A 25,487-nucleotide genomic window follows, 5' to 3' on the forward strand; every position below is an offset into this window, starting at 1 on the left:
AGGACAGAGGCCCTGTCATGAAAAGCATTGCTGGAATGATGGTGATTGCAGGCGCCATACTGGCGGATGCAGCCGGTCAATCGAATGCAGCGACGCTCAACACCATGCCCGAGGTCGGGGCTGCCATCCAGGCGTGCTGGACCCCTCCGGCGAATGCCGGGAATTCCACCGTCACCCTGAGCTTCAGCTTCAGGCGCGATGGCACGCTGATCGGCCGGCCCAAGCCGACCGCCATCCGCGTCGCCGGCGAGGAGAAGACGCGCCAAGCTTTTGTCGACGCGGCGGTCGCGGCCGTGGACCATTGCCTGCCGTTGAGCTTTTCACCGGCGTTGGCTCAAGGCATCCCGGGCAAGGTGTTCACTCTGCAATTCAACTCGCCCAAACAAGAACAGGCTGCACCGCGAGTGAAGGCTTCGCCTTGATCTTTTCCAAAAACCGGATTCCACTTTTCGGGATCTAGTGGCGCCTTCGTCTCGCCTCGACATGTCGCGCCAGTTCCGGCACCTCGAAGACATAGTCGCTCCAGGCCGATTCCGGTATCTGGCCGGCGAGATAGCACTCCAGCAAAAGCCTCTGCTCGTGGTCGAGTGGCCTCGGTGCGCGTTCATGGTCCAACCCAAGTGAATGGAACAGATTCCTGGTCAGGTCCGCGACAGTGAAGTGGATCGACATTTGCGGTCTCCTCCTTTGGCCGCTCAACGCCGATCCCAGGGCTAAGGTTTCAGCAACGGCCGGCCGGTAACGCCGGATTGATCGCGATGCCGAACCCGCCGCGCGCATCAAAGCTTCGCCGTGGCGGGCGTCCGCCGGCGTTGCTGCCGGTTCGTCTCAATCTTGAAATAAAAATGTAATATTGAATTTACACGAGTGGATCTAATACACTAGAGCTAAAGTCTCTGGTGGCGATTTGATCTACTTCAATTAGGAAAGACTGATTTAGCTAGTACTTATCCATAGTCGACAAAGAAATCCTGTTCTCGGTGCAACAAGGATAATGGTCGTTCCAATGACACGCTTCTGGCCCCTCACGATTCTGATGCTGGTGTCGGCAATAGCCGTTGCGCTCGGCACATCCTTCTCCTACGCGGATAGCTGCGGTGCCATCAGGAGCCAATTGCTTTCGGCGGGGCGCAGCGGCGGGACCAGCCCCGAGCTTGCCCAACTGCGCCGGCAACTCGCCGCGATTCAAAAGCTTGAGAGACAACGCAGATGCACGGCGAAAACGGCCGGCTTCTTCTTCAATCCCTGCGCCGACCTGGTCAGCAGCAAGGCGGAGGTGCAACGGCAGATCGCCAGACTGTCGAATTCGAGCAGGGACACGTCCGGATTGAAGGCCAGGTTTGTCGCGCTGGGCTGCGCCGCCCCCGCTGCCAAGAAACAGCCGGCGCAGCAACGCACGGCACCCAAGGCCCAGTCCGCAGGCACAACAATTGGCGGCAATCGGATGCTGTTTTGCGTTCGCTTGTCGGACGGATATTTCTTCCCCGCGCCAAAATCGCAGTTCGCCAAGAGCGACGATCTGAAGGAAACGGTCGATCAGTGTCGCTACATCTGCGACGATGCCGGCGTCGACCTCTATACGCTGAGCGACGCCACTCGCGAGACCGAGGAGATGGTCGCGCTCGAGTCGGGAAAACCCTATGTGGAGCTACCTGCCGCGTTCCGGTACCGCGACGACGCGAACTTCAAGGCCTGCGACGTCAAGCGCTATTATCGGCGCGTCGCCGAGCTCAGGGCACGAACCGTGACACCGGCCAACATGACCAATGCCATCATACCGTTGCCGACGGCAAAGCCGGATTTTGGCATCGTCGCGGAAATTCCTGAATCCGGGATCGAAACCGCCGGTGCCGTTCCGGAAGAGGCAAAAACGCAGGCTGCCGAAGTGCAGGGGGTTGCCCAGCATCAGTCGATCGAAAGAGCGATCGGCGCGCGGCCGGTGAGAGTGGTCGGGCCGGCCTTCTTCCCGGCGGACTGACCAAGGCGGGCGATGTTCCGAGACGGCTGGCCGGATAGCCGCTTCAAGGCCTGGAGCCGTGCGCATCGACCGACGTCGGCTGGTTATTCGCAGACCATGCGGGCCCGTTTGCCGGGCTCGCTGACATTCTTGCAAGTTAGCGGCTTCGTCGGCTCCGGCGACAGCATGGGCGGGTTGTTGGTGACCCTCCTCCGAGGCGCTGCAACGGAAGCCGCGCTCCTGCGCACCGCCGGCCTTTTCGGCGTTTGCGGCGCCACTGGAAAGACGTCGGTCTCCAGTTGCGACTGTTCGGCTTGCGCCTGCGGCGAAGGCCTGTCCCAGAAACGGCGAACATCGAGCGGCTTGGGAATGATGACGGTGCCGTCATAGCTGCGCGCGCAGCCGCTTCCCAGAGGCAGCGCCAGGCACAGGAAGACAGGCAGAATCCGTCGAGACATCAGCAATACCCCTGCAAGCTTATAACGCTGCTTCGGCCTAACCGACAACCGGCGGAATAGGGCGAAGGGAGTAGATACCGTGAAGTAGAGTCGTCGCATTTCCAGTCGAAGGCGTTGCTCGAAGATCGAGCGCCGGGTCAGGCGCGGATGGAGGTCCAGCGCGAGTTAGAACCTTGCGATTCGTCAACGCTTCCAGCGTAAGGCCATGGTGCGATCGCACCATACCAAAGCGGCGCTCAGTGGCGACAATGGGATATTCGAAGTTCCGCTCCTCCAGTTACGGGCGGGAGCAGCGACCGCCGGCAAGAAACAGGGTCAGATTTACCCCAACGGACCTGTTTCGGCGATGGCGCGGCCATGACACGTTCTGGCTGCATGCAACGCGCTCCCGTCCGGCTTTTTTCTTTTAAAGCCGGTGGCTACGATCGCCGAGCAGACGATGCCGGCCGGAATTCACGCAAGCTGCTGATTCCAGCGGCAAACCGCGGCCCATGCCGACAAAGCCCGCGGCCGCTCCTTCTTAACCCGGCTGGGCGACGTTACCGGAGCGACATGAAACTGTCATGCGACTGTAATAATCGGGGGCTATTGGCCTCAGCGGGCGCCGGAGGAATGGCGCCGAGAGACCATATTCCGAACAGGAGCAGGCCACATGAGACATTTCATCCGCTCGGCGGCCGTTGCGATTGCAATGGCTGCGGCGACGACCACCCTCACCCTGTCCGCCGCGCTCGCCGCGGACATCTCCGGCGCCGGCGCCACCTTCCCCTACCCGATCTATGCGAAGTGGGCCGACACCTACAAGAAAGACACCGGCGTTGGCCTTAACTACCAGTCGATCGGTTCCGGCGGCGGCATCAAGCAGATCAAAGCCAAGACCGTTACCTTCGGCGCTTCGGATGCGCCGCTCAAGGGCGACGAGCTTGAAGCGACCGGACTGGCTCAGTTCCCGATGGTGATGGGCGGCATCGTTCCCGTCGTCAATCTCGAAGGCATCAAGCCGGGCGAGTTGGTTCTCGACGGCCCGACGCTGGCCGACATCTTCCTCGGCAAGATCACGAGCTGGGATGACGAAGCGATCAAGAAGCTTAATCCCGACGTCAAGCTGCCTTCGCAGGCGATCGCGGTCGTTCACCGTTCCGATGGTTCGGGCACGACGTTCAACTTCACCTATTACCTCGGCGACGTCAGCGCGGACTGGAAAGAAAAGGTCGGCGTCGACAAAGCCGTGGAATGGCCGGTCGGCATCGGCGCCAAGGGCAATGAGGGCGTTGCCAACAACGTCTCCCAGACCGGCGGCGCGATCGGTTATGTCGAATATGCCTACGCCAAGCAGAACAAGCTCACCCACACCGATATGATCAACAAGGACGGCAAGAAGGTCGAGCCCACCGCGGCGGCGTTCTCGGCGGCAGCGGCCAATGCCGACTGGAGCTCGCAGCCGGGCTATGGCGTCATCCTCGCCAACGAGCCGGGCGCCGAGTCCTGGCCGATGACGGCGGCAACGTGGATCCTGCTCTACAAGAAGCCGGATGATGCCGCGACCACCGGCGAAGCGCTCAAATTCTTCGCCTGGGCATACGACAAGGGCGACGAGATGGCCGGCGAGCTGGACTACGTTCCGATGCCCGACAAGGTGGTTGAGAGCGTCAAGGCCATGTGGGCCAAGGAAGTCGTCGGCGACGACGGCAAGCCGCTCTACTCGGCTATGTAATCTCCTCAGGGAGGGCGTCGATGGCGCCCTCCCTGTTGCCTTTAATCGCGAGGACCCAATGACCATCGCTTCCGATGCCATGCCATCATCTGCAGCAGCCCGGGCCAGGGAAGCTACGGTGCGGCGCTTCGCGCTCACAGATGCCATATTCCGCGGACTCACCCGCGCTTCCGCAATTCTTGTGCTGGTCATCCTCGGCGGTGTCGCGATCTCGCTGTTTGCCGGCTCGTGGCAGGCGCTGTCGTCCTTCGGTTTCTCCTTCCTGACGACTGAAAGCTGGAATCCGGTCACGGAAAAATTTGGCGCACTGGCGCCGATCTACGGCACGCTGGTGACGGCGGCCATCGCCATCCTGATCGCGGTTCCGATCGGCATCGGCATTGCAGTTTTTCTCACCGAGCTCTGCCCGCGCCCGCTCAGGCGCCCGATCGGCATCGCGGTCGAGCTATTGGCCGGCATTCCCTCGATCATCTATGGTATCTGGGGCCTGTTCGTGTTCGCGCCGTTCCTGCAGACGACGATACAGCCCTTCATCATCAACGTCTTCCACGGCGTGCCGGGACTATCCAGCCTTTTCGCTGGCCCTCCTTACGGCATCGGCCTTCTGACCTCGGCGCTGATCCTCGCCATCATGGTGCTGCCCTTCATCACCTCGATCACCAAAGACGTCTTCGATACGGTGCCGGCGGTGCTGAAGGAATCGGCCTATGGCATCGGTTGCACGACCTGGGAAGTGACCCGGCGCGTGGTCATTCCCTATACCCGCATCGGCATCATGGGCGGCGTCATGCTTGGCCTCGGCAGGGCGCTCGGCGAGACCATGGCGGTGACCTTCGTCATCGGCAACGCCCACCGCATCAGTGCCTCCCTGTTCGCGCCGGGCACGACGATCTCGGCGACCATCGCCAATGAATTCACCGAGGCCGACGGCGACCTCTACACCTCCTCGCTGGTCTCGCTCGGCCTGATCCTCTTCGTCATCACCTTCCTGATCCTTGCCGCCGCCCGCTATATGCTGATGCGGATCGACGCTCGTACGGGAGCCTGACCGATGTCGACATCCTCATCGCTCCACAGCCGCCGCAAAGCCAGGAATTCGGTGATGATGGCGCTTTGCGTCGTCGCCGCCGGCATCGGGCTTGCCTGGCTGGCGCTCATTCTCGGCGCACTGGTCTATAAGGGCACAGCCGGGCTTTCGCTCGCGGTCTTCACCGAGATGACGCCACCACCGGGCGAGGCCGGCGGCCTGCTCAATGCCATCGCGGGCAGCCTGCTGATGACGATCATCGCCGTTGTCGTCGGCACGCCGGTCGGCGTGCTGGCGGGAACCTACATGGCCGAGTATGGACGCTTTTCGCGCATCACCACCGTCGTCCGCTTCATCAACGACATCCTGTTGTCGGCGCCGTCGATCATCATCGGCTTGTTTGTCTATGAGCTGATGGTGCGGCCAATGGGACATTTCTCGGCCATTGCCGGCGCCGTTGCGCTTGCCATCCTGGTCATTCCGGTGGTCGTGCGCACCACTGAAGACATGCTCAACCTGGTGCCGAACGCGTTGCGTGAAGCCGGTGCCGCGATCGGCGCGCCACGCTGGGTGGTGATCCGTTCGGTCGCCTACCGCGCCGCATTGTCCGGTATCGTCACCGGCATATTGCTGGCGATAGCACGCATCTCCGGCGAGACGGCGCCGCTGCTCTTCACCGCGCTCAACAACCAGTTCTGGAGCAGCAATATCAACGCGCCGATGGCCAGCCTGCCGGTGACCATCTTCCAGTTCGCTCTCAGCCCTTACGAGGAATGGCAGCAACTGGCGTGGACCGGCGCACTCATAATCACCCTGACGGTTCTGGGCTTGAGCATCCTCGCCCGCAGCCTTACCGGACGCAGAGAGGACAGATGACACAGATGTTGTCCCCAGACATGACGATGGCCGAAACGGTCGCCGAGAAGACGAAGATCGAGGTCAAGAATCTCAACTTCTACTACGGCCAGAGCAAGGCGCTGAAGGACATCAGCCTGTCGCTGCCTGAGCGCAGTGTCACGGCCTTCATCGGCCCTTCGGGCTGCGGGAAATCGACGCTGCTGCGTGTGTTCAACCGCATCTATGAGCTCTACCCAAAACAGACGGCCGAGGGCCAGGTGCTGCTCGACGGCAAGAACATTCTCGACCGGTCGCAGGATCTCAACCTCCTCAGGACCAAGATCGGCATGGTGTTCCAGAAGCCGACGCCGTTCCCGATGTCGATCTACGAGAACATCGCCTTCGGCGTCAGGCTCTACGAGAACCTCGGCAAGTCCGAGATGGACGGCCGCGTCGAACAGGCGTTGAAGCGCGCCGCGCTGTGGAGCGAGGTCAAGGACAAGCTCAACGCCAGCGGCTTGAGCCTGTCCGGCGGCCAGCAGCAGCGGCTCTGTATCGCCCGCACCGTGGCCGTGAAGCCGGAAGTCATTCTGCTCGACGAACCGGCTTCGGCCCTCGACCCGCTGTCGACTGCCAAGATCGAGGAACTGATCGACGAATTGCAAGCCGACTACACGATCGTCATCGTCACCCACAACATGCAGCAGGCGGCGCGTGTGTCGCGCCAGACCGCCTTCATGTATCTGGGTGAACTGGTCGAGTTCGACCGGACCGAGAAGATCTTCACGTCGCCCCGCGAGAAGCGCACGCAGGACTACATCACTGGCCGCTTCGGCTGAGCCGTTCCGATCATGCATATGAGGACAGGACCATGGGCGAACACACAGTCGCTTCTTTCGACGAGGATCTCGAGCAGATCAGCAAGCTGATCCGCGACATGGCCGACCTCGCCGGTTCGATGGTCGGCGGGGCGACCAAGGCCCTGTTGAATTCCGACAACGTGCTGGCGCAACGCGTCGTTTCCGACGACGCCATCATGGATGCGCGTCAACGCGAACTGGACGACCGCGCCATCACCCTGATCGCCAAACGCCAGCCGATGGCCCACGATCTTCGCCATGTGGTCGGAGCGATCCGCATGGCGGGCGACCTCGAACGCATCGGCGACCTTGCCAAGAATATCGCCAAGCGCGTGAGTGCGGTCGGCCTCAGCGCCACGCCGCGGGACCTGTCGCATTCCATCGACGCGATGGCGCAGCTGGTTCTCATCCAGGTGCAGGGTGTCATCGAGGAATATGCTGCAGGCGATGCGGCCGCGTTGGCCAAGCTGCGTGCCGCCGACGAGCGCATCGACGTCAAATACACGTCCGTGTTCCGCGAGCTCTTGACCTACATGATGGAAGATCCGCGCAACATCACCGCTTGCACGCACCTGCTGTTCTGCGCCAAGAATCTGGAGCGGATCGGCGACCATGTCACCAACATCGCCGAAAATGCGTATTATGTGCTGACCGGCGAGCAATTGCCGGTCAATCGTCCGAAGCAGGACGAAACGACAATGTCCGCACCGGTGACATGATGGGGGTGCCCAGCCGATGATCGCACCACGCATAATGGTGGTGGAGGACGAGGAGCCGTTGGGTGTGCTGCTCCGCTACAATCTCGAATCCGAAGGCTACCAGGTCGAGGTGGTGACACGCGGCGACGAAGCCGAGATCCGTTTGCAGGAGAATGTGCCCGACCTTTTGGTGCTCGACTGGATGATACCAGCGGTTTCCGGCATCGAGCTCTGTCGTCGGTTGCGGGTGCGCCCCGAAACCGAGCGGCTGCCGATCATCATGCTGACCGCGCGCGGCGAGGAGAGCGACCGGGTGCGCGGTCTTTCGACCGGCGCCGACGACTATCTGGTGAAACCGTTTTCGACACCAGAATTCATGGCCAGGGTCAAGGCGCTGCTGCGGCGCGCCAAGCCGGAAGTGCTGTCCAGCGTGCTGAAGGTCGGCGACATCGTGCTCGATCGCGAATCGCACAGGGTCTATCGCAAGAAGAGCGAAATCAGGCTCGGGCCGACCGAATTCCGGCTGCTCGAGTTCATGATGCGGCATCCGGGCCGTGTCTTCTCGCGCAGCCAGTTACTCGATAATGTCTGGGGCGAGACAATCTACATCGACGAACGCACCGTCGACGTGCATGTCGGGCGGCTGCGCAAAGCCGTCAACAACGGCCGGATGCCGGATGTCATCCGCACCATCCGCGGTGCCGGCTATGCGATCAGGGAAGATTGACCCGCCTGGTCAGGCTACGTTCTTTCTGACGCTGGGCCTCATTTGCGCGCCCGGCGCGAAAATCTCCTGGTCGACGAAGCTTAACGCCCGCATCGCGCAGCCTTCGCGGATCAGCGGCAATTCGTTCGGCTCTGTATCGAAGGAGATCGAGCCTGAATGCTGACCGCCGGCGGTCTGGGCGATTGCCTTCCGCAAGGCCGGCTCGATCAGATCGAAGGCGGCGGCACTGGCGCCGACCATCGCGACCGGTGCCGGATCGATCAGCGCGAACAGCGAGCCGAGACCGAAACCCAGCGCCTCGCCGGCCTTGCGGTAGGCCTCGCGTTCCGGCCCATCTTTCTCGCGCGCCCGAGCCGCCAGTGCTCGCATGTCGGCGTCGCTGACGTCGGCGACCGGTTCGCTGTCGTCGCTCATCTGCCTGGCGTTGCGCCAGATGGCGTAGTTGCCGGCATAGGCCTCGATGCAGCCGCGCCGCCCGCAACGGCAGAGCGCGCCGCCCGGACGATGGATCATGTGGCCAAATTCGCCGCCCGAGGAATGCGTCCCGGTGAACAGTTCGCCCTTCAGCACCAGCCCCATGCCGATGCCATGCGAAAGCAGGATGGCGATGAAGTCGTCGCGATAGCGATCCGGATTGCGCCAGCGCAAAGCCACCGCCATCATGTTGCAGTCGTTCTCCACCGTTGCCGGGATGCCGAATTCGCCCTCCAGCATGTCGGCAAAGGCGATGTCGGTCTGCGGCGTGATCGGCGACCACAGCATGGCGCGTGCAGGGGAGTCGGTAATGCCCTGAATCGCCAGGGCGATGCGGGCGACACTGCGGACGTCAAGGTCTGGATCCTGCAGCCGGCGCCGGACGATGGCCATGCATTCACGGATCAGCTCGTCGCGCGGCATGGTCAGCGTGTCCAGCCGGCGCTGTTCCTCGGCGACCACCTGTCCCGTATAGTCGATAATGGCGGCCGACAGGAAATTCAGCGACAACACCACGGTCAGCACCGCCGCCGCTTCCGGGTTGAGGGCGAGGCCGACCTGCGGACGACCGCGTTTCAACGAAACGGGCTCACTTGCCTTGCTCTCGGCGAGGATGCCTTCCCGTATCAGGTCGGAAGAGATCGCCGATATGGTCGAATGACTGAGGCCGGTGGTAGCTGCGATCTCAGTACGCGATGGCTGGCCGGCCCGGCGCACCGCCGAGATCACCATCGCCCGGTTGCGCCGGCGCAAATCGTCATGGCGGATTCCGACCGACATTGTTTTGCTTTCCTCCCGGTTGCCGCGGCCGCTCATGAACCGGAAGCCGTCGGTAATGTCCGACAAATAGTGTCGGATGCAGGCAAATAGTGTCAGATGCAGGTGGCGCTGTCATCGTTTATTCCGACGCTCGAAAAAACTCGCAGAGTCATCAAAATCCATCAGAATCGATGTTGACAGCAGCCGGAGATCGGGCCAGTATTTTTTCGAGGCTCGAAAAAATTAGAGCTTCTAAGCTGGTCTTTGAGCCAATTGGTCACGCCGTACGCGGCGCAGGGAGGATATGATGAAGAAATTCACGACCGCCATTCTGGCGGGTGTCGCCATGACGCTGGCGCTGGCGTCGGCGGCGCAGGCTAAAGACAAGGTCATCGGCGTTTCCTGGTCGAACTTCCAGGAAGAGCGCTGGAAGACAGACGAGGCCGCAATGAAGGCGGCCATCGAGGCCGCAGGCGACAAGTATATTTCCGCCGACGCACAGTCCAACCCCGGCAAGCAGCTCACCGACGTCGAGAGCCTGATCTCGCAGGGCGCCAACGCACTGATCATCCTGGCGCAGGACGCCTCGGCCATCGGGCCGGCCGTGCAGAAGGCACTGGACGAAGGCATCCCGGTCGTCGGCTATGACCGGCTGATCGAGAACAAGGACGTGTTCTATCTGACCTTCGACAACAAGGAAGTCGGCCGCATGGAGGCCCGCGAAGTCTTCAAGGTGAAGCCGGAAGGCAACTACGTCTTCATCAAGGGTTCGGGTTCCGATCCGAATGCCGATTTCCTGTTTGCCGGTTCGATGGAGGTGCTGAAGGAGGCCATCGACGGCGGCAAGATCAAGAATGTCGGCGAGGCCTATACGGACGGCTGGCTGCCGGCCAACGCTCAGAAGAACATGGAACAGTTCCTGACCGCCAACGACAACAAGATCGATGCCGTGGTCGCCGCTAATGACGGCACTGCCGGCGGCGTCGTCGCCGCGCTGACGGCGCAAGGGCTGGCCGGATCGGTTCCGGTTTCGGGCCAGGACGGCGACCACGCCGCGCTGAACCGCATCGCGCTCGGCACACAGACCGTGTCGGTGTGGAAGGATGCGCGCGAGCTCGGCAAGAATGCCGCCGAGATCGCCTCGCAACTGGCCGACGGCAAGCAGATGACCGACATTGCCGGCGTGAAGGATTTCACCACGCCCGGCGGCAATACCGTCAAGTCGCTGTTCCTGACCCCGGTCGCCATCACCAAGGACAACCTCAACGTCGTCATCGACGCCGCCTGGATCAAGAAAGAAGAAGTCTGCGCCGGCGTGACGGCTGGCACTGTTGCAGTCTGCAACTGAGCCGACGTTTCCGAGAAGTCCGAACGCCGCGGCCGCTCGCCGCGGCGTTTTTTCAACAAGAGTTGTTTTTCCGCTTCCGGCGGATAACCTCTAGGCTACTTCCGGCATCCGCGGCAGACGGCAACCCGGCGGGAGAAACATCATGACCGACACGACGTCCAACACGCCGGTCGACAGCACGGCAGACCGGGCACGGGAATCCGAGCTCGGCATCGTTGCTCGATTTCTCAAGGCAACCGAACTCGACACGCGCATGCTCGGCATGATCGGCGCGCTGCTGGTCATCTGGGTCGGCCTGCATGTCATTTCTAGCGTACGGCTCGGCGTCAATCCGTTCGACTTCGACAGCCGGACCTTCCTGACGCCACGCAATCTCTGGAACCTGTCGGTGCAGACTTCGGCCGTGGCCATAATGGCCGCCGGAATGGTGCTGGTTATCGTCATGCGCAATATCGACCTGTCGGTCGGCTCCGCCGAAGGCCTGATCGGCGTGGTCATGGGTTTTGCGCAGGTGCATTTCCTGGTGCGAATGGTCGGTCTGCAATTAGGCAACCCCTGGATCTGGATCCTGGCACTGGCCATCGGCCTGGCGCTTGGCCTTCTGATCGGAGCGTTCCAGGGATACATCATCGCTTATCTCGAGGTGCCGGCCTTCATCGTGACGCTGGGCGGCCTTCTGGTCTGGCGGGGTGCCGCATGGTGGGTCGTCAGTGGGCAGACGATTGCGCCGCTGGATGCCACTTTCCAGCTGATGGGCGGCGGACCGACGGGTTCGATCGGCGCGCGATGGAGCTGGATCGTCGGAATTGTCGCGTGCCTGGCGGTTGTGTTCATGCTGCTCAACGGGCGGGTGCAGCGCAAGCGGTTCCGCTTCCCGTTACGCCCGATCTGGGCCGAGACGTTCCTCGGGGCCGTCACTTGCCTTGTCATCATGGGCGCCATATGGCTTGCCAATTCCTATCCTTGGCCGGTCGGCATCGTGAACAGATATGCGGCGGCCAACAATATAACCGTTCCCGAAGGCGGGCTGTTCATCGCCCATGGCATCGCCATACCCGTGCTGATGGCTGTAGCCGTAGGGCTGATCATGACCTTCATCGCCAAGCGTACCCGTTTCGGCCGCTATGTCTTCGCCATCGGCGGCAATCCGGAAGCAGCCAACCTTGCCGGTATCAACACGCGCTGGGTGACCATGAAGGTGTTCATGATCATGGGCGTGCTGGCGACGATCGCCGCAGCGATCTCGTCAGCCAGGCAGAACTCGTCGACCAATGCGCTGGGCACGCTGGACGAGCTCCTGGTCATCGCGGCGGCGGTGATCGGCGGCACGTCGCTCGCCGGCGGCTCCGGCACAGTGCTCGGCGCCCTGCTCGGCGCGCTTTTGATGCAGTCGCTGCAGTCCGGCATGGTGCTGCTCGGCATCGATTCGCCGCTGCAGAGCATCGTTGTCGGAGCCGTGCTGGTGGTCGCGGTGTGGCTCGATACCGTCTATCGCAAACGGGTCTGAGCATGATCCCGCAAGGTGGAAACCGGTTTTCGTACAACTTGATGCTCAAGCAGGATCTATAGGGAGGAAGGACGAGCATGGCAGACAAAACCGCTCCCACGCCGCTGATCGACATGCGCAACATCTCCATCGCTTTCGGCGGCATTCGCGCCGTCGACGATGCCTCTGTCGACCTCTTCCCGGGCGAGGTGATGGCTTTGCTCGGTCACAACGGTGCCGGCAAATCGACGTTGATAAAAATCCTGTCCGGCGCCTACAAGCGCGATGCGGGCCAGATTTTCGTCAACGGCGAGGAGGCTTCGATCTCCAATCCCCGCGACGCCAAGAAGTACGGCATCGAGACGATCTACCAGACGCTGGCGCTGGCCGACAATGTCGATGCGGCCGCCAACCTGTTTCTCGGCCGCGAGCTGATGACCGGCTGGGGTACGCTCGACGACGTCGCCATGGAGGCCGAGGCGCGCAAGGTGATGGGCAGGCTCAATCCGCGTTTCCAACGCTTCAAGGAGCCGGTGGTAAAGCTTTCGGGCGGCCAGCGGCAGTCGGTGGCGATCGCCCGCGCCATCCTGTTCAATGCTCGCATCCTGATCATGGACGAGCCGACGGCGGCACTCGGGCCGCAAGAGACGGCGCAGGTCGGCGAACTGGTCAGGCAGCTCAAGGCCGACGGCATCGGCATCTTCCTGATCAGCCATGATATTCACGACGTGTTCGAGCTTGCCGACCGTGTCTGCGTCATGAAGAACGGTCGGGTTGTCGGAACGGCGCGCACAACCGACGTCACCCAGGACGAGGTGCTCGGCATGATCATCCTCGGCAAGTGCCCACCCGGCGCCATTCCGGGGCCGGGCGCGCTGAAGATCGCCGCATGAACGAGAATTAGCCGGCTAATCACAAGCCGCCAAAATGTGCCAGCCGTCACCATGCTTTGGCCTCGCCATTGTGTTGGCGTCGGGACTTGCCCATAAAGATGCCGAACCGTCCACGGGACGTATCAGCAATTGAAGAAGCTTTTTCCGACCGTCGCTTTTATCGCCGTCGCGCTGATCAGCCTGACGATGGCGGGTTTTGCCTATTTTGCCACCCAGGAGGCGGCCCGCATTAAATTCGAGGCGACGGCAGACGACGCGCTTAACCGGATCGAAAGCCGCATCGACCTGGACCTGTCGCTGCTGCGTTCGACCCGGGCGCTGTTCGACGCACGCAATGGCGGTATCTCACAGGGCGAGTTCAAGGCTTTCTTCAACGCGCTCGACATCGACAATAATTTCGCCGGCCTGCGCGGCATCGGCTTCCTCCGCCTGACGAAAACTGGCAACGAGGCGGCGGTCGAGCGCGACATCCTGCACGATCACGGCGCAAGCCATCCGATCTATCCCGACACGAACTTACCGTGGCGTACGCCCATCGTGCTGTTCGAACCGCTGGATCCGTCCAACAAATCCAGCATCGGCTACGACATGTTCACCGGGCCGGCGCGGCGCGAGGCGATCGAAAAGGCGATGGCCGACGACCAGCAGCACGCCAGCGGGCTCGTGCAGTTCGGCAAGGATACGGGTGCCGCGCAGACCTTTACCGGGTTCCTCGTCTTCGTCCGGCTCAATGTCGAAACCGCGCCGGACGCCGTGAACGCGACGAGATCCTCGACTGCCGGCTTCCTTTATGCGGCCTTCCGCGCCCGTGATCTGTTCCAGGCTGCGCTCAGCCGGGCACCATTGCTGCCGGTCAACACCGAGATCTATGACGGCACGGTGGACAGCGACAACCTGCTGTTCCAATCGGAAACGCCGCCTGTTTCGAGCCTCGGCGACAGGCTGCTGGTCACCCGCAAGATCACCGTCGCCGGCCGGCCGTGGGTCGTCCTGTTCAGGCCGACAAGTGCTTTCTCGCAACCTTCCTCGCGCGCCATCCCGGTGATGCTCGGATTGTTCGGACTGCTGCTTGCGGGCGCCATCGCGCTGGTGGCCCGCTATCAGGAGCGGGCCTATGAGGCGGTCTCGCTGCTTCACGAAACGACCGAAAAGAGCCTGCTGGAAAAAGACCTGATGCTGCAGGAGATGAAGCATCGCATCAAGAACTCGATCACGCGGGTGCTGGCAATCGCGCGCCAGACAGCATCGCACACCACCGACGTCCAGGAATTCTCGGCTTCTTTCTCGGCCCGGCTGCAGGCGATGGCGGCTTCCCAGGACATGCTGACGCGCTCACGCTGGCAGAAAGCCGATCTCGGCGACCTGCTGCGCATCGAGCTAGGCCAGGTGTTCGGCAGTGAGCTTCCTGAAGGGCTGCTGTCGGGACCGCAGGTTCTTCTCGATGAAAAGACGACGCAGGCACTCGGCCTCGTCTTTCACGAACTGGCGACGAATGCGCTGAAGCATGGCGAAGCCGGCAGTTCAGTCGGTGCGCTGAAGGTCGACTGGTCGCTCGAAGCCCGTAGCGGCACCCGGACATTGGCTCTCAACTGGCGCGAGGCCGGTCAGAAGAAGCTCGAGACACCGGCAAAGAGCGGTTTTGGCACCAGACTGATCGATCTCAACGTCACGCGCGAATTGCGTGGCACAATCAGGCGCGATTTTCGCGAAGATGGCTTGAACGTGGAAATCAGGGTTCCGCTGCCGGCCTGAAACGCCGTCTCGTGGGCCGCGTCGCAACAGCGCTCTAAAAGGGCAAACGCGGAGACAGGTGGCCTGCCTCCGCGTTTGCTGTTCGCCTGGAGCTCGAAACTAGTTGCAGCGAGCTGTGTAAATCCGGCCGTGACGATCTCTGTATTGGCAGTAGCCATTTTGCAGACGGCGAACGAGCAGACCGCCAATCGCACCAGCGCCGGCGCCGATCAAAGCGCCCTTGCCGCCGCCGACAGCGCCACCAATGAGCGCGCCGCCCACAGTGCCGATACCCACGTTCTCTTCCGTGGTGGTGCAGCCGCTGACCGCAACCACGGCAACCATGGCAATAATCATCTTCCGCATGGAGTCATCCTCACTTTTGTCCTCACTTTAATAAGCTCCAGCCGCCATTTAGCATGAAAGTACGGCCTTTGCCTGCACGATTTCATTGTTGATTAAGATAGTCTTTTTCGGGGCGTGCGCCGTTCGATGCTACCACGAACCCGGAAATCTCCAAGGACGCATCGAGCGTGCCGCTGGGACGCACGTTCCAGACGATCCTGTCATAGTCGTTCTCGAGCGCCGGATCGACGGCAAGGCATCTGGCGACGACATGTTGGGCCTGGCCCTGCAGGTCGGTGACCGCGAACGGGCACGGCCGAGCACTCGGGCAGTGGTTTCAAAGCGATCAAGCAGAGGCGAGTTCGATTCAGATCAGTTGGGACGCGGCGGTCAGGACGATCGCGGCCATAAGCGCGATGGTGGCGAAGCGGAGGGGCGAAGCACGAGGCGCGGGCGCTGCGGACACGTCGGGATCCTGAAAACCGCCCATCGAGACGCGAGCGGCCTGTTCCAGTCTGTTCAAGTCGGCAGCCGTCAAGGCCCATTCCCTTCATTTTGTGCCAAACTCAATCCGGTGGATCGGCACGTTCGCACAGGATCGGACTTTATGGTGAACAGTCGGTTAAAGATGGCGATGCGCAGCAAGCCTTCGCGCGGCGACCGCCGCTCGTTAATCCGTCTCGAAATTACCGTGAGGAACGACAAGGCGGTATTCGAGGCGGTTCCCGGTGATCTCAAGTGTCGCCGTTCCATTCAATGAAGTGGGCACGACGCGTTCGAGCGCGACGCTGCCAAAACGCTTCTCACTGCGCTGATTGTCGTTGGCTCCGATCACTTCGGCCCATGTCAGCGACAGCGCAGGCTCGCCAGCGGAAGCTGCCGTCAGATCGGCCGTCACCTCGACGAAACCGTCGCTGCGCGACAGTGCGCCATAGCTGACGGAATTGACGGCAAGCTCATGCATGGCCAAGCCGATGTGCAAGGCGGCATTGGGGTTGAGATATGGATTTGCGCCGCGGAAGCGTAGGCTGTGCAAGGGATCCGCGCCGTACCTGCCGACCTGACCGGAAACCAGCTCGCGCAGCGCCGCTCCCCGCCAGTTGGATGACGTAACCAAATCCTGCGAGGAGGCCAACGACTGCAATCGGCCCCGGAAGCGCGTCAGGAAATCGTCAATGCTGCCGGAATAACGGCCCGTCTGGGTGGCGATGCTCTGGATGATGGCCAAAAGGTTCTTGGAGCGATGACTGACTTCGCGCAGCAGCGCCTTCAACGTCTGCTCCCGGCGTTTCTGCTCGGTTGTTTCGACCATGGTGGTCACGACGCCCTGCACCGCGCCGGTCTCGCTGCGGTCGGCGTCTATCCACACCTGAAACCAGCGGGCGCCGTCATCGGCCGGCACGCTGAGTTCAAGATGTTGAGGATTGCCGGATACGATGACGTCGTGCTTGGCGGCGCCGATACGCTCTGCCTGCGCCGGCGGCAAGATGCCGTTGTTGTCGGAGGCATCGGAAGTCCAGGGCGCGCGCATGTTGCGCGCCCACACCGTCTTCATCTCGCGATCCTGGTACAGGACGGAAATCCCGGCATTGTGCAGTGCATGGAGAAGGGCCCGGCCAAGCTGCATCCCGCTTTCGGCGGGATGCAAAGCGATGATCTCATCACTCTGGCCGCGGTCTTTCATTTTTCCGACTCTGGAACGCATCGGTCAATTTGCTCAACCCATGTCGGGCTGAACGGTTCGCGGAAAAATGGGTTCCAAAAGGAGGAGGTTCGTATCAAGCCTTAAAAAGCGGTCCGCCGAGCGGCATCCCGTTGGAGGACACTGCCCGGCGGTGGCTGGAAACCGTTTGAGGGGTGCGGCTTCCAGTGTTCGCTTGAATGGCCGCTTGGCATTCACGCTCGTCTGATCAGGCCGGCAATAAGCGATATGATCAGGAAGGCGAGAAAGATGAAGAACAATATCTGCGCTATGCCGGCCGAGGTGCCAGCGATGCCGCCGAAACCAAGCGCACCGGCGATTATCGCCACGACGAGAAATACGAGCGCCCAGTAAAGCATGATCGATCTCCTTCCAATGCTGCGGTGAAAACGTGATTCGCCTCCGTTTGTTCCACCATTTTCCGAAAAAGACGATGCTGAAAATCTTCAGGGCCCGAATTGCCGCGGTGTGTGGAAAGGTCCAGTTGGTTGCCCCAGTTGGTTGCCAGTGAATTGAGCCGGCGTCACGCCCATCTGATCCGAGGGAGCGGCTGTCTCGGCGGCCGCAGTTCGGCCGCCCGCTGTTTCATGCCGCGGCTTTCGCGTGCCGGTCAAAGAACAGGGCCTGGCTGATAAGAGCCTTGACCATGTCCGGATTGAACGGCTTGGTAACCAGGAAAGCCGGTTCCGGCCGCTCGCCGGTGAGCAGGCGCTCGGGAAAGGCGGTGATGAAGATCACCGGCACCGAGGTGGACGACAGGATCTCATTGACGGCCGCAATGCCCGAACTGCCGTCGGCAAGCTGAATATCGGCAAGCACCATCTTTGGCCGCGCCTTGCCGAACATCGCCACCGCCTCGGCGTGGGTGCGCGCCGTTCCGACGACGCGGTGGCCGAGGCTTTCGACCATTTCCTCGATATCCATGGCGATCAGCGGCTCATCCTCGATGATCAGCACGTCGGTTGCCACCTGACGGGAGATCTCGTTGCTCGCCTGCGCGAGAAGTTCGGAGAATTGCTGTTCGTCGACGTCGAGAATCTCCGCCGCCTCGTCTTCGCTGAAGCCTTCGACCGCAACCAGCAGAAAGGCTTGGCGGGGACGAGGCGCAATTGCATTCAGATTGGCCGCGGCGCGCTGTTCCCATGCCGACTGGGCATGCTCCTGCGGAACGCGAATGGCCACCGAGGTGAAGAGCTTGGCAAAGACCTTGTAGAGCGCGATGCGGTCGTTCGATGCGTCCGGAAAGATGTCGACATCGGCAATGATGGCCTCGAGCATTGCGGCGACCAGCGCGTCGCCGCTCTCTTGCGATCCGGATACGGCGCGCGAGAAGCGGCGCAGGAACGGCAGGTGCGGAGCGATGGTTGCTGATAGGCTCATAGTGGACGTCTCCCTCATATGACGTGATTGCATGTTACAGCTAAAAACGGTTTGCAAGCCTAGCAATTGAAACGCTGGCTCCTTGAAAAAGGTTCCAATCGTGCGGAACTAATATGTGAGGCTGGCGTTTAAAGGCGGGTTGGGCAAACCAGACGAGGCTGCCGCTTGCATTGCGTTATGTGTTGAAGGGCGGCTTAAGGCTGGGACAAAAGGGCGAAATGAAGAACATGACGAAAGCTACCATGGGTGGCGTTGGCAACGGGCGCCGGGCTGCTTCCCGCGACCCGCTTGGGCCGAACTCGGAAATCGGCCGCAAACTCAAACAATACTATGACGAGCTGGTCTCCGACAATGTGCCGGATCGCTTCGCCCAACTGCTCAGCCAGTTGGAAAAGGCCGAACCTGTACAAAAGAAGGACTGAGGCATGGCGGCCGTCTCCCAGGGCTTCAAGACCGACTTGCTCGGCTCGATCCCGAGCCTGCGGGCTTTTGCCGTGTCGCTGACGCAAAACGCCGACAAGGCCGACGACCTGGTGCAGGAAACATTGGTCAAGGCCTGGGACAAGCATGAAAGCTTCCAGCCCGGCACCAACCTGAAGGCATGGCTGTTCACGATCTTGCGCAACGAATTCTATTCGCAGATGCGCAAGCGCGGCCGCGAGGTGCAGGACAGTGATGGCGTCATGACGGCCAGGCTTGCCGTTCACCCGGCCCAGCACGGCCAGCTTGACCTCGAAGACTTTCGCGGCGCGCTCGAGTTGCTGCCAGAAGACCAGCGCGAAGCCATTATCCTCATCGGCGCGTCGGGCTTCTCCTACGAGGAAGCGGCCGAGATCTGCGGCTGCGCCGTCGGAACGATCAAGAGCCGCGTCAGCCGCGCCCGCACACGGCTGCAGGAAATCCTGAAGATCTCCGGTGAAGACGAGTATGGCCCGGACGCAATTTCGGCTCAGGTAACCGGGTCGACTGCTGCGTGAAGCGCCGGCGTGTTCGAACCGCTCCGCGCCTCAGCGAAGAGGCGTGCGCCTGCAGGCCGTTACCACTGCCTCGACGAGATCGTCTCCCGAATAGGGCTTGGTGACCAGCCTGACGCCGGGAAAGGATTTCTTGATCTCGTCGGTATCCGAATAGCCCGAGGCGAAGACGAACGGGATGCCCGCTTCACGCAGCCGCGAAGCAAATTGGAGCGTCGAAACGCCGCTCAGCATGAGGTCGACGATGGCCACATCGAATTGCGCGGCAACGTCTTGCTGTTCGATCTCAGTCAGATCACGGGCGATGACCACATCGAGCGCGCCGTAGTCGCGGCAAAGCTGCTCGATATCCATGGCAATCAGGAACTCATCTTCCAGGATAAGAATCCGCAAACCGTCAAGCGATGGGCGCACGCAGCAATATCTCCTTAAATTCGTCTCTATCGTGAAACGGGGGAAGTCATGATCGTTATTTGGCATGCTGTCATTTAAAAAAGACGTGCCGGCGCGGATGCGTCGGCGTCGGCCCATGCAAGGCATTTGCAACGCGCGCTGCTGGAGATAGGGTTAGAAGAGGTTCGTGCCGGAACCTTGGGGTCTGTCGGGCGTTTCGACCGAGCAAAAGCATGGAGAGTGAAGCAATGGCGACTGCCGCAGGAAAGGCCGCGAACGAAGCCCGCACGAATTCCGATATTGAGGCCGACATCGCACAATTGAAGGCCGACATCGACCAACTTACCAAGCTGTTGGCCAAAACTGGCGAACATGGCTACGGGGCAGCACGGCGAGCCGCCGCCGAAAGCGTCGAGCAGTTGCGAACCCAGGGCGAGGCAGCCTTCGACAGCCTGCGCAGCAACGCCAGGGACATCGAGGCGCAGATGATAGCGCATATGCGCGAAAAACCGGTGACTTCGCTGGCGATCGCCGCAGGCGTCGGATTCCTCTTCGCTCTTCTCGCGCGCCGCTAGTTCTGCACGCATGGGAATGCTTGCATCGCTGATCTCGGGCCTCGCCTCGGGCGAAACCATTGCGGCGGTGCAACGCGCACGCGTCGCTGCGATTGTCTATTCGATCGCAGCGCTCGCGGCGCTGTGCGGCCTCGGCTTCCTCGTCGGGGCGGCCTATATCTGGACGGCGGCCCGCTATGGGCCGATGGCAGCTTCCCTGAGCTTCGGGATCGGCTTTCTGGCAATCGCCGGTCTCATCCTGCTCGTCTACCGGATGTCGGCCGGCTCGCGCGCCAGGCGCCGGGCGAAGCGACGCAACGCCGACATGAAGGCTATCGGCATCACTGCGGCACTCGCCGTGCTGCCGGCGCTGCTCAAGGGCAAAGGTGGCGCGGGGAAGGCCGGACTGGGCGCGATTCTCGGCCCGGCGATAGCACTCGCCGCCTACGCTATCTACCGCGAGAACGTGAAGCGCGGCTCCGATGATCCGGATACTGGCAAACGGGAATAGTTCGGAGGGGATAGTTCGGGGCAAACGATTCTGGCGCCGGTCGCAAAATGCTGGCGTCACAAATCTTCGAGCGGAATCGATATTTCGGCGACCACGCCGTCCGGCCGGAATTCATGGGTCACCTCGCTGGAAATGACCTTGGCCAGGCTGCGGCGGATCAGGATCGAGCCGAAGCCATGGCGTTCGGGCGGCGCAACCCGCGGGCCGCCGCTTTCACGCCAGGCCAGCAACAGACGCCGTGCGCCTTTCCTGCCTTGTACCCTCCAATCGAGATCGACCTTTCCGGAGGAGACCGAGAGCGACCCGTATTGCAGTGCGTTGCTTGCCAGTTCATGCAGGATCAGCCCGAGCCCGACTGCCTGGTCGGGTGACAGCAGGACATCGGCGCCGGAGATCGCCATGCGCGATTGTCCGGCGGCTTGGAACGGCTTTAGCTCGATCTCCACCAACTCGCGGATGCCGATACCGCGCCACTCGCGGTCCGACAGCAGGCTGTGCGCAACGCCCAGTGCCTGCAGCCTGGCGCTGAAGGCTTCGAGGAATTCGCTTGGCTGGCGGGCATGGCGAACGGTCTGCGTCGCCAGCGCCTGTACGGTTGCCAAAGTGTTCTTGACGCGGTGATTGAGCTCGCGCAGCAACAGTCGTTGACGTTCGTCGCCAAGCTTGCGTTCGGTAATGTCGTAATTGACGCCGAAGATCAGCGTCGGCTTGCCCTCGCCGTCGCGCTCTATGACGCGGCCGCGCGTTGCGATCCATCGCGGCGGATCGAGGCCTTTGACACGGTATTCGCCAAAATAATCGTCGCTGCCGGTCAGCGCGTCGCGAAAGCGTGTTTCGGTCTGGTGAACGTCGCGCGGGTCGATGGCGGTCAGGATGTCGCGTGCCCTCAGCCTGTTCGACTTCGGCAGGTTGAACAATTCGGACAGCAGGACATCGCAGTCGATCATATCGCTGCGGATATCCCATGCCCAGCTGGCAAGCGAAGCCGCGTCGAGCGCGATAGCGCGCCGCTTTTCCTCTCGAACCAGTGCTGCCTTGGCAATCGCCGCACTGCGGGTTGCATCCTTCAGCGTGAACAGGCTGGCGGCAAGGCCGGCCAGCGCCGACAGGTGGTCGAGCTGGACAGAGGAGGGACGTGCGTGCGGCTTCCGGTCGAGCACGCACAGCGTGCCGATCAGCGCGCCGTCGATTACGATGGGCACGCCTGCGTAAAAGCGGATATGATGCTCGCCGGTGACCAGCGGATTGGCTTTAAACCGCGGATCCGCCGCCGCGTCGGCCACCACCATCGGCACGTTGCCGGCTGCGATGGTATAGGCGCAGAACGATGTCTCGGTTGCGGTTTCGGTCTCGTCGAGGCCGATACAGGACTTGAACCACTGCCGCTCGGCATCGACCAGCGTGATCAGTGCGACAGGCGTTTGCATCGCCGAAGCGGCAAGACCGCCGATACGATCGAAATCAGGGTCGGCAGCCCCGTCCAGCGTGTCGAGGTCGTGCAGCACGGCAAGGCGGTCCGCGGCGCCCACCACACGGCGAATGTCGGCCGGCAGGCCCGGCGTGTTCTGGCTATTGTCGTCCACTATGCCCCCGGTGGCCGGCTCCGCTGATTGGTCAGGCCAACCGGCCCGTCTGCCGCCTTGCAGAGCCGGAACTTTCGCGGCGGGGGACCGTTACCAGCCAACGCCCCGCCAGTTACGCCTGCCGGCGCCAAATATGGAGCCAGACAATGCCAAAAACCATTCCTGAAAACAAAGCCCGTCAAGGGCGGCGGGGTCGGCATGTCCTTCGTATCCTGATCGCCGCGCTGTTGCTGGCTTTTATCGCCTGGGGCGTCGCCGAAATCTACGGCTGGATGATCGAGACGCCGAAGACCGAACAGGGCAACACGCCCAGCGGCTAGGTTCTCTCCATCGCTCGCGCCAGTTTGCATCACGCAACCCCACATCACGCATCCCACGTCAGGCAACCTTTGCCTCGGCGGCGCGCGCCGGGACTAGAACATTCAACGCGCGCGGATGGATTTCGACGGTCGTCTCGCGATCGAGCTTTACCAGTTCGCCGTCCATGACGGCCTGAACTTTCCTGTTCGTCGAATGGATTTTCAAAACGGCGCGGTTTGCCTGATGGATTTCGACATGCTCGTTGCCGCGCCATTTCCCACGGGCGACGTCAAAGAGGAACCTGATCAATTCGCCGCGCCGCCGCGCCACGGTGACATAGATGCCCAGCACGCCGCCTGCCGGATTATCGGCATAGGGCAGGTGGCCCTCGCCAAACAGATTGTTGGTGATGCCGATGCCGGTGATCCGGGTTCTGATCTCGGCCTCGCCGATCGTCAGCGTTACGTTCATCGCCGGTGGATTGTTGATCGTCGCCCAAGCGGCTCGCACCGAGGCGCGCATCTTCCCCAACCGCGAGCCGAATTCCATCTTCTGGCGCAGTTGCACCATCCTGGCGTGCATGCCGATCGAGAATTGATGCACGAAAGGCCGGCCGTTGGCTGTTGCAATGTCAATCGCCATCACCTCGCCGTCGGCAAACGATTTCAGTGCCGCATCGAGGGTCTGCGGGATACCGAGGCCGCGCGCAAAAAGGTTCATTGTGCCAGCCGGCAGAATTGCCAGCGCCTTCTCCCCATTCATCAAACGGGCTGCCGCGGCCGAAATGGTTCCGTCGCCGCCGCCAGCCAGCACGACGTCGATGCCGCGCCTGGAAGCTACGCCGTCCAGCGTGGCGACGATATCCTTGCCGGCGACGATTTCGATATCGATCGAGTGGCCGGCAGTCTCAAGCGTGCTGCGCATCCGACTGGCGAAGGCCTCAAGATCGATGGTGCGCAGGGTGCCCCCGTCCTTGTTCAGCACCGCTGCAAACTGCATGGCCGTTCCATTTTCCAGCACCTATCGGACCGGGACGGAGCCCCAGCCGGGAGTGGAACGGGGCGGCCGAGAAAATGTTCCTTTCGACCAACGAGGCGAATCCGAGAACCATTGACATCGCACCGGGTGCACCACGGCTTTTTTCGGAACAACAGTGTGGTCACAACGTTGTGAACATGCAGAAGACGCTGCGCCCGCAGTGAGGCTAGGCGGGCAGGGCGTGCACGAAATCACCGACGAGGAGACACTAAGATGATCCGCACCCTTTTAACCACGACAGCAGTCGCAACATTGATTGCGACGGGTGCATTTGCGCAATCGGCGACGACCCCGGCGCCGGCGCAAGCACCCGCCGTAGAGAATTCCGCTCCAGCCGCTCCGGTGCAACGCGCCGAGGGCAGCCTTGTCACCAATATCATCGGCGAGTCGGTTTATAACGGCACCGGCGACAATGCAGAGAATATCGGCAAGGTCACCGATATCGTCTTCGACGAGCGCGGCCAGGTAAAATCCGTCGTCATCGGCGTCGGCGGGTTCCTTGGCATTGGGACCAAGAACGTCGCCTTCGACTACAGCAAGATGCAATGGGCCGAAAGAAATGGCGATCGCTGGCTGATAGCGCAAACGACGAAGGATGAGCTGACGGCTCATCCGGATTTCGACCGCAAGCCCTATGATCCGGCGCCTGCGGCGACAGACACCACGGCTACGGCTCCTGCCGCTCCGTCGACCTCCACCGATACGGCGCAGAACGCCCCGGCGGCGCCGACCGGTAACAACCCCGCTCCGGTCGTGAAGCGCGCGGAAGGCAATCTTGCCACCAATATCATCGGCGAGACCGTCTACAACGGTACCGGCGACGACGCCCAGAACATCGGCGACGTAAACGACATCGTCATCAACAAGGAAGCCAAGGCGCAATCGCTGGTCATCGGTGTCGGCGGCTTCCTCGGCATAGGTGAAAAGAACGTCGCCTATGATTTCGACAAGGCGCAGTGGGCCGAGAGGAACGGCGATCGCTGGCTGGTTGCCCAAACCACCAGGGAAGAGCTGACGGCGCAGCCGGATTTCGACCGCAAGCCCTATGATCCGGCCCCGGCGACCACAGCGTCGAACGATGCCGCGGCTAATGCGCCAGCCGTCGTCACGCCTACTGTGACGGCCAGCAACACTGCCACGACCGATAACACTGCGACGACCAACAACACTGACCAGACCAGTATGACGGCTCAAAATGCCCCAGCGCCCGCAACGACGGCGGACCAGACCAAGACCGGGTCGATCGACAAGTCGACGCTAACGGAAATGCCGATGGGCGAAATCCGGGCCGAGGATCTGGTTGGAACAACCGTTTACGGCGCCAACGATGTCAACGTCGGCGAGATCGGCGATATCGTGCTGGGCGGCGACAAGAAGGTCGACGCAGTCATCATCGACGTCGGCGGCTTCCTTGGCATCGGCGAGAAGGAGGTGGCGGTCGGCATGGACAACCTGAAATTCATGACCGACAAGAACGGCAAGCGCTATCTCTACACGAACTTCACCAAGGAGCAGCTTGAGGCGCAGGCCGCCTATGACAAGGGCAGCTATGCGCAAAATCGCGACAAACAGCGCATGATCATGCGCTAAGCTGCACATTGGCCGACAGAGAAGCGGGCGCCCGCCCCCGCGCCGGGGGGCGCGAGGTGTGGGGGAAAGCAGGCCGGCGGCCACGGCCGCCAAGCCCCCCCGCCGCCCAAACGGGCGCGCCCCCCCCGGCGCGAGCGGGGAGGGCCCC

29 protein-coding genes and 1 pseudogene are annotated in these 25,487 nt (G+C 61.9%); 18 read left to right on the forward strand and 12 right to left on the reverse strand.

Annotation, left to right across the window (positions count from 1 at the left end; translation table 11 throughout):
* Positions 1–17: 17 nt before the first annotated feature.
* Entirely contained in the window at positions 18–422 is a 405-nt protein-coding gene (gene tolA / locus NKI18_RS24515; protein WP_352619698.1) for a cell envelope integrity protein TolA, read from the forward strand.
* Positions 423–456: 34 nt separating this feature from the next.
* On the opposite strand, the gene NKI18_RS24520 is transcribed toward tolA, so the two are convergent.
* Entirely contained in the window at positions 457–672 is a 216-nt protein-coding gene (locus tag NKI18_RS24520) for a hypothetical protein (RefSeq protein WP_352619697.1), read from the reverse strand.
* A 334-nt stretch (positions 673–1,006) separates the two neighbouring features.
* Between NKI18_RS24520 and NKI18_RS24525 the strand changes: the two genes are divergently transcribed.
* Positions 1,007–1,978, forward strand: coding sequence for a DUF2865 domain-containing protein (locus NKI18_RS24525; protein ID WP_352619696.1), 972 nt, complete (start codon positions 1,007–1,009; stop codon positions 1,976–1,978).
* A gap of 83 nt (positions 1,979–2,061) precedes the next feature.
* Here the strand turns inward: NKI18_RS24525 and NKI18_RS24530 are convergent, their stop codons facing one another.
* Positions 2,062–2,415, reverse strand: a complete 354-nt coding sequence (locus NKI18_RS24530; RefSeq protein WP_352457960.1) for a hypothetical protein — start codon at positions 2,413–2,415, stop codon at positions 2,062–2,064.
* 652 nt (positions 2,416–3,067) lie between these two features.
* Here NKI18_RS24530 and pstS point away from each other — a divergent pair.
* From pstS to phoB, 6 genes are read left to right on the forward strand one after another with little or no spacing between them, the layout of a single operon-like run.
* Complete coding sequence (gene pstS, locus NKI18_RS24535) at positions 3,068–4,129, forward strand: phosphate ABC transporter substrate-binding protein PstS (protein ID WP_352619695.1); 1,062 nt, start codon at positions 3,068–3,070, stop codon at positions 4,127–4,129.
* 58 nt (positions 4,130–4,187) lie between these two features.
* Positions 4,188–5,177, forward strand: coding sequence for a phosphate ABC transporter permease subunit PstC (gene pstC / locus NKI18_RS24540; RefSeq protein WP_353020789.1), 990 nt, complete (start codon positions 4,188–4,190; stop codon positions 5,175–5,177).
* A gap of 3 nt (positions 5,178–5,180) precedes the next feature.
* A complete protein-coding gene (pstA, locus tag NKI18_RS24545; protein WP_352471130.1) occupies positions 5,181–6,032 on the forward strand; it encodes a phosphate ABC transporter permease PstA in 852 nt (283 codons plus the stop codon).
* A complete protein-coding gene (gene pstB / locus NKI18_RS24550; protein ID WP_352451144.1) occupies positions 6,029–6,832 on the forward strand; it encodes a phosphate ABC transporter ATP-binding protein PstB in 804 nt (267 codons plus the stop codon). Before pstA ends, pstB begins: the two co-directional genes overlap by 4 nt.
* Before the next feature lie 32 nt (positions 6,833–6,864).
* Positions 6,865–7,572: a phosphate signaling complex protein PhoU gene (gene phoU, locus NKI18_RS24555; protein ID WP_023678534.1), complete on the forward strand. Its 708-nt coding sequence runs from the start codon at positions 6,865–6,867 to the stop codon at positions 7,570–7,572.
* Positions 7,573–7,588: 16 nt separating this feature from the next.
* On the forward strand, positions 7,589–8,278 hold the full coding sequence (phoB, locus tag NKI18_RS24560; protein ID WP_031212149.1) for a phosphate regulon transcriptional regulator PhoB: 690 nt from the start codon (positions 7,589–7,591) through the stop codon (positions 8,276–8,278).
* A gap of 9 nt (positions 8,279–8,287) precedes the next feature.
* Here phoB and NKI18_RS24565 read toward each other — a convergent pair whose 3' ends face one another.
* Positions 8,288–9,532, reverse strand: a complete 1,245-nt coding sequence (locus NKI18_RS24565) for an ROK family protein (RefSeq protein ID WP_352619693.1) — start codon at positions 9,530–9,532, stop codon at positions 8,288–8,290.
* 286 nt (positions 9,533–9,818) lie between these two features.
* On the opposite strand from NKI18_RS24565, the gene xylF reads away from it, so the two are divergent.
* From xylF to NKI18_RS24585, 4 genes are all read left to right on the forward strand, one after another.
* Entirely contained in the window at positions 9,819–10,859 is a 1,041-nt protein-coding gene (gene xylF / locus NKI18_RS24570) for a D-xylose ABC transporter substrate-binding protein (protein ID WP_352619692.1), read from the forward strand.
* Positions 10,860–11,001: 142 nt separating this feature from the next.
* Entirely contained in the window at positions 11,002–12,366 is a 1,365-nt protein-coding gene (locus NKI18_RS24575) for a sugar ABC transporter permease (protein ID WP_352619691.1), read from the forward strand.
* Between the two features lie 77 nt (positions 12,367–12,443).
* Complete coding sequence (locus tag NKI18_RS24580; RefSeq protein WP_292655543.1) at positions 12,444–13,238, forward strand: ATP-binding cassette domain-containing protein; 795 nt, start codon at positions 12,444–12,446, stop codon at positions 13,236–13,238.
* Positions 13,239–13,367: 129 nt separating this feature from the next.
* Entirely contained in the window at positions 13,368–14,990 is a 1,623-nt protein-coding gene (locus tag NKI18_RS24585; protein ID WP_352619690.1) for a CHASE domain-containing protein, read from the forward strand.
* Between the two features lie 99 nt (positions 14,991–15,089).
* Here NKI18_RS24585 and NKI18_RS24590 read toward each other — a convergent pair whose 3' ends face one another.
* The 6 genes and pseudogenes from NKI18_RS24590 to NKI18_RS24615 all read right to left on the reverse strand — a co-directional run bounded on the left by NKI18_RS24590 (position 15,090) and on the right by NKI18_RS24615 (position 18,396).
* Positions 15,090–15,335 (reverse strand): YMGG-like glycine zipper-containing protein, encoded by a 246-nt coding sequence (locus NKI18_RS24590; RefSeq protein WP_006328050.1) that lies wholly within the window; start codon positions 15,333–15,335, stop codon positions 15,090–15,092.
* Positions 15,336–15,417: 82 nt separating this feature from the next.
* Positions 15,418–15,624 (reverse strand): annotated as a pseudogene (locus NKI18_RS24595) (hypothetical protein); the annotation flags it as partial.
* 57 nt (positions 15,625–15,681) lie between these two features.
* Positions 15,682–15,852 carry a hypothetical protein gene (locus tag NKI18_RS24600; protein WP_352619689.1) on the reverse strand — a complete coding sequence of 57 codons (171 nt, stop codon included), beginning with the start codon at positions 15,850–15,852 and terminating at the stop codon, positions 15,682–15,684.
* A 132-nt stretch (positions 15,853–15,984) separates the two neighbouring features.
* The gene (locus NKI18_RS24605; protein WP_352451150.1) at positions 15,985–17,019 is read right to left on the reverse strand and encodes a sensor histidine kinase; all 1,035 of its coding nucleotides are present in this window, start codon (positions 17,017–17,019) and stop codon (positions 15,985–15,987) included.
* Positions 17,020–17,210: 191 nt separating this feature from the next.
* The gene (locus NKI18_RS24610; RefSeq protein WP_023678541.1) at positions 17,211–17,375 is read right to left on the reverse strand and encodes a DUF1328 domain-containing protein; all 165 of its coding nucleotides are present in this window, start codon (positions 17,373–17,375) and stop codon (positions 17,211–17,213) included.
* A gap of 226 nt (positions 17,376–17,601) precedes the next feature.
* Entirely contained in the window at positions 17,602–18,396 is a 795-nt protein-coding gene (locus NKI18_RS24615; protein ID WP_352451151.1) for a response regulator, read from the reverse strand.
* Between the two features lie 218 nt (positions 18,397–18,614).
* On the opposite strand from NKI18_RS24615, the gene NKI18_RS24620 reads away from it, so the two are divergent.
* Positions 18,615–18,818 carry a NepR family anti-sigma factor gene (locus NKI18_RS24620; protein ID WP_023678543.1) on the forward strand — a complete coding sequence of 68 codons (204 nt, stop codon included), beginning with the start codon at positions 18,615–18,617 and terminating at the stop codon, positions 18,816–18,818.
* Between the two features lie 3 nt (positions 18,819–18,821).
* Positions 18,822–19,373: a sigma-70 family RNA polymerase sigma factor gene (locus NKI18_RS24625; RefSeq protein WP_023678544.1), complete on the forward strand. Its 552-nt coding sequence runs from the start codon at positions 18,822–18,824 to the stop codon at positions 19,371–19,373.
* Between the two features lie 30 nt (positions 19,374–19,403).
* Here the strand turns inward: NKI18_RS24625 and NKI18_RS24630 are convergent, their stop codons facing one another.
* A complete protein-coding gene (locus tag NKI18_RS24630) occupies positions 19,404–19,784 on the reverse strand; it encodes a response regulator (RefSeq protein WP_023678545.1) in 381 nt (126 codons plus the stop codon).
* Positions 19,785–20,011: 227 nt separating this feature from the next.
* Here NKI18_RS24630 and NKI18_RS24635 point away from each other — a divergent pair, with 227 nt between their 5' ends.
* Complete coding sequence (locus tag NKI18_RS24635; protein ID WP_023678546.1) at positions 20,012–20,338, forward strand: ElaB/YgaM/YqjD family protein; 327 nt, start codon at positions 20,012–20,014, stop codon at positions 20,336–20,338.
* A gap of 10 nt (positions 20,339–20,348) precedes the next feature.
* Positions 20,349–20,828: a hypothetical protein gene (locus tag NKI18_RS24640; RefSeq protein WP_352619688.1), complete on the forward strand. Its 480-nt coding sequence runs from the start codon at positions 20,349–20,351 to the stop codon at positions 20,826–20,828.
* Between the two features lie 56 nt (positions 20,829–20,884).
* Here the strand turns inward: NKI18_RS24640 and NKI18_RS24645 are convergent, their stop codons facing one another.
* Positions 20,885–22,411 (reverse strand): sensor histidine kinase, encoded by a 1,527-nt coding sequence (locus NKI18_RS24645; RefSeq protein WP_352619687.1) that lies wholly within the window; start codon positions 22,409–22,411, stop codon positions 20,885–20,887.
* A 146-nt stretch (positions 22,412–22,557) separates the two neighbouring features.
* Here NKI18_RS24645 and NKI18_RS24650 point away from each other — a divergent pair, with 146 nt between their 5' ends.
* Positions 22,558–22,731: a hypothetical protein gene (locus NKI18_RS24650; protein WP_292659198.1), complete on the forward strand. Its 174-nt coding sequence runs from the start codon at positions 22,558–22,560 to the stop codon at positions 22,729–22,731.
* Positions 22,732–22,789: 58 nt separating this feature from the next.
* On the opposite strand, the gene NKI18_RS24655 is transcribed toward NKI18_RS24650, so the two are convergent.
* Positions 22,790–23,710, reverse strand: a complete 921-nt coding sequence (locus tag NKI18_RS24655; protein WP_352619686.1) for a diacylglycerol/lipid kinase family protein — start codon at positions 23,708–23,710, stop codon at positions 22,790–22,792.
* Between the two features lie 252 nt (positions 23,711–23,962).
* On the opposite strand from NKI18_RS24655, the gene NKI18_RS24660 reads away from it, so the two are divergent.
* A complete protein-coding gene (locus tag NKI18_RS24660; protein WP_352619685.1) occupies positions 23,963–25,339 on the forward strand; it encodes a PRC-barrel domain-containing protein in 1,377 nt (458 codons plus the stop codon).
* Positions 25,340–25,487 lie beyond the last annotated feature (148 nt).

Origin of the sequence: Mesorhizobium sp. M0800 (assembly GCF_040320095.1) — a bacterium.
In the GTDB taxonomy this organism is placed as follows: Bacteria; Pseudomonadota; Alphaproteobacteria; order Rhizobiales; family Rhizobiaceae; genus Mesorhizobium.

What these genes read in the sequence shown, in the direction of transcription:
- tolA (WP_352619698.1), top strand. Translation starts at nt 18, where the DNA reads ATGAAAAGCATTGCTGGAATGATGGTGATTGCAGGCGCCATACTGGCG.
- NKI18_RS24520 (WP_352619697.1), bottom strand. Translation starts at nt 672, where the DNA reads ATGTCGATCCACTTCACTGTCGCGGACCTGACCAGGAATCTGTTCCAT.
- NKI18_RS24525 (WP_352619696.1), top strand. Translation starts at nt 1,007, where the DNA reads ATGACACGCTTCTGGCCCCTCACGATTCTGATGCTGGTGTCGGCAATA.
- NKI18_RS24530 (WP_352457960.1), bottom strand. Translation starts at nt 2,415, where the DNA reads ATGTCTCGACGGATTCTGCCTGTCTTCCTGTGCCTGGCGCTGCCTCTG.
- pstS (WP_352619695.1), top strand. Translation starts at nt 3,068, where the DNA reads ATGAGACATTTCATCCGCTCGGCGGCCGTTGCGATTGCAATGGCTGCG.
- pstC (WP_353020789.1), top strand. Translation starts at nt 4,188, where the DNA reads ATGACCATCGCTTCCGATGCCATGCCATCATCTGCAGCAGCCCGGGCC.
- pstA (WP_352471130.1), top strand. Translation starts at nt 5,181, where the DNA reads ATGTCGACATCCTCATCGCTCCACAGCCGCCGCAAAGCCAGGAATTCG.
- pstB (WP_352451144.1), top strand. Translation starts at nt 6,029, where the DNA reads ATGACACAGATGTTGTCCCCAGACATGACGATGGCCGAAACGGTCGCC.
- phoU (WP_023678534.1), top strand. Translation starts at nt 6,865, where the DNA reads ATGGGCGAACACACAGTCGCTTCTTTCGACGAGGATCTCGAGCAGATC.
- phoB (WP_031212149.1), top strand. Translation starts at nt 7,589, where the DNA reads ATGATCGCACCACGCATAATGGTGGTGGAGGACGAGGAGCCGTTGGGT.
- NKI18_RS24565 (WP_352619693.1), bottom strand. Translation starts at nt 9,532, where the DNA reads ATGTCGGTCGGAATCCGCCATGACGATTTGCGCCGGCGCAACCGGGCG.
- xylF (WP_352619692.1), top strand. Translation starts at nt 9,819, where the DNA reads ATGAAGAAATTCACGACCGCCATTCTGGCGGGTGTCGCCATGACGCTG.
- NKI18_RS24575 (WP_352619691.1), top strand. Translation starts at nt 11,002, where the DNA reads ATGACCGACACGACGTCCAACACGCCGGTCGACAGCACGGCAGACCGG.
- NKI18_RS24580 (WP_292655543.1), top strand. Translation starts at nt 12,444, where the DNA reads ATGGCAGACAAAACCGCTCCCACGCCGCTGATCGACATGCGCAACATC.
- NKI18_RS24590 (WP_006328050.1), bottom strand. Translation starts at nt 15,335, where the DNA reads ATGCGGAAGATGATTATTGCCATGGTTGCCGTGGTTGCGGTCAGCGGC.
- NKI18_RS24605 (WP_352451150.1), bottom strand. Translation starts at nt 17,019, where the DNA reads ATGCGTTCCAGAGTCGGAAAAATGAAAGACCGCGGCCAGAGTGATGAG.
- NKI18_RS24610 (WP_023678541.1), bottom strand. Translation starts at nt 17,375, where the DNA reads ATGCTTTACTGGGCGCTCGTATTTCTCGTCGTGGCGATAATCGCCGGT.
- NKI18_RS24615 (WP_352451151.1), bottom strand. Translation starts at nt 18,396, where the DNA reads ATGAGCCTATCAGCAACCATCGCTCCGCACCTGCCGTTCCTGCGCCGC.
- NKI18_RS24620 (WP_023678543.1), top strand. Translation starts at nt 18,615, where the DNA reads ATGAAGAACATGACGAAAGCTACCATGGGTGGCGTTGGCAACGGGCGC.
- NKI18_RS24625 (WP_023678544.1), top strand. Translation starts at nt 18,822, where the DNA reads ATGGCGGCCGTCTCCCAGGGCTTCAAGACCGACTTGCTCGGCTCGATC.
- NKI18_RS24635 (WP_023678546.1), top strand. Translation starts at nt 20,012, where the DNA reads ATGGCGACTGCCGCAGGAAAGGCCGCGAACGAAGCCCGCACGAATTCC.
- NKI18_RS24640 (WP_352619688.1), top strand. Translation starts at nt 20,349, where the DNA reads ATGGGAATGCTTGCATCGCTGATCTCGGGCCTCGCCTCGGGCGAAACC.
- NKI18_RS24650 (WP_292659198.1), top strand. Translation starts at nt 22,558, where the DNA reads ATGCCAAAAACCATTCCTGAAAACAAAGCCCGTCAAGGGCGGCGGGGT.
- NKI18_RS24655 (WP_352619686.1), bottom strand. Translation starts at nt 23,710, where the DNA reads ATGCAGTTTGCAGCGGTGCTGAACAAGGACGGGGGCACCCTGCGCACC.
- NKI18_RS24660 (WP_352619685.1), top strand. Translation starts at nt 23,963, where the DNA reads ATGATCCGCACCCTTTTAACCACGACAGCAGTCGCAACATTGATTGCG.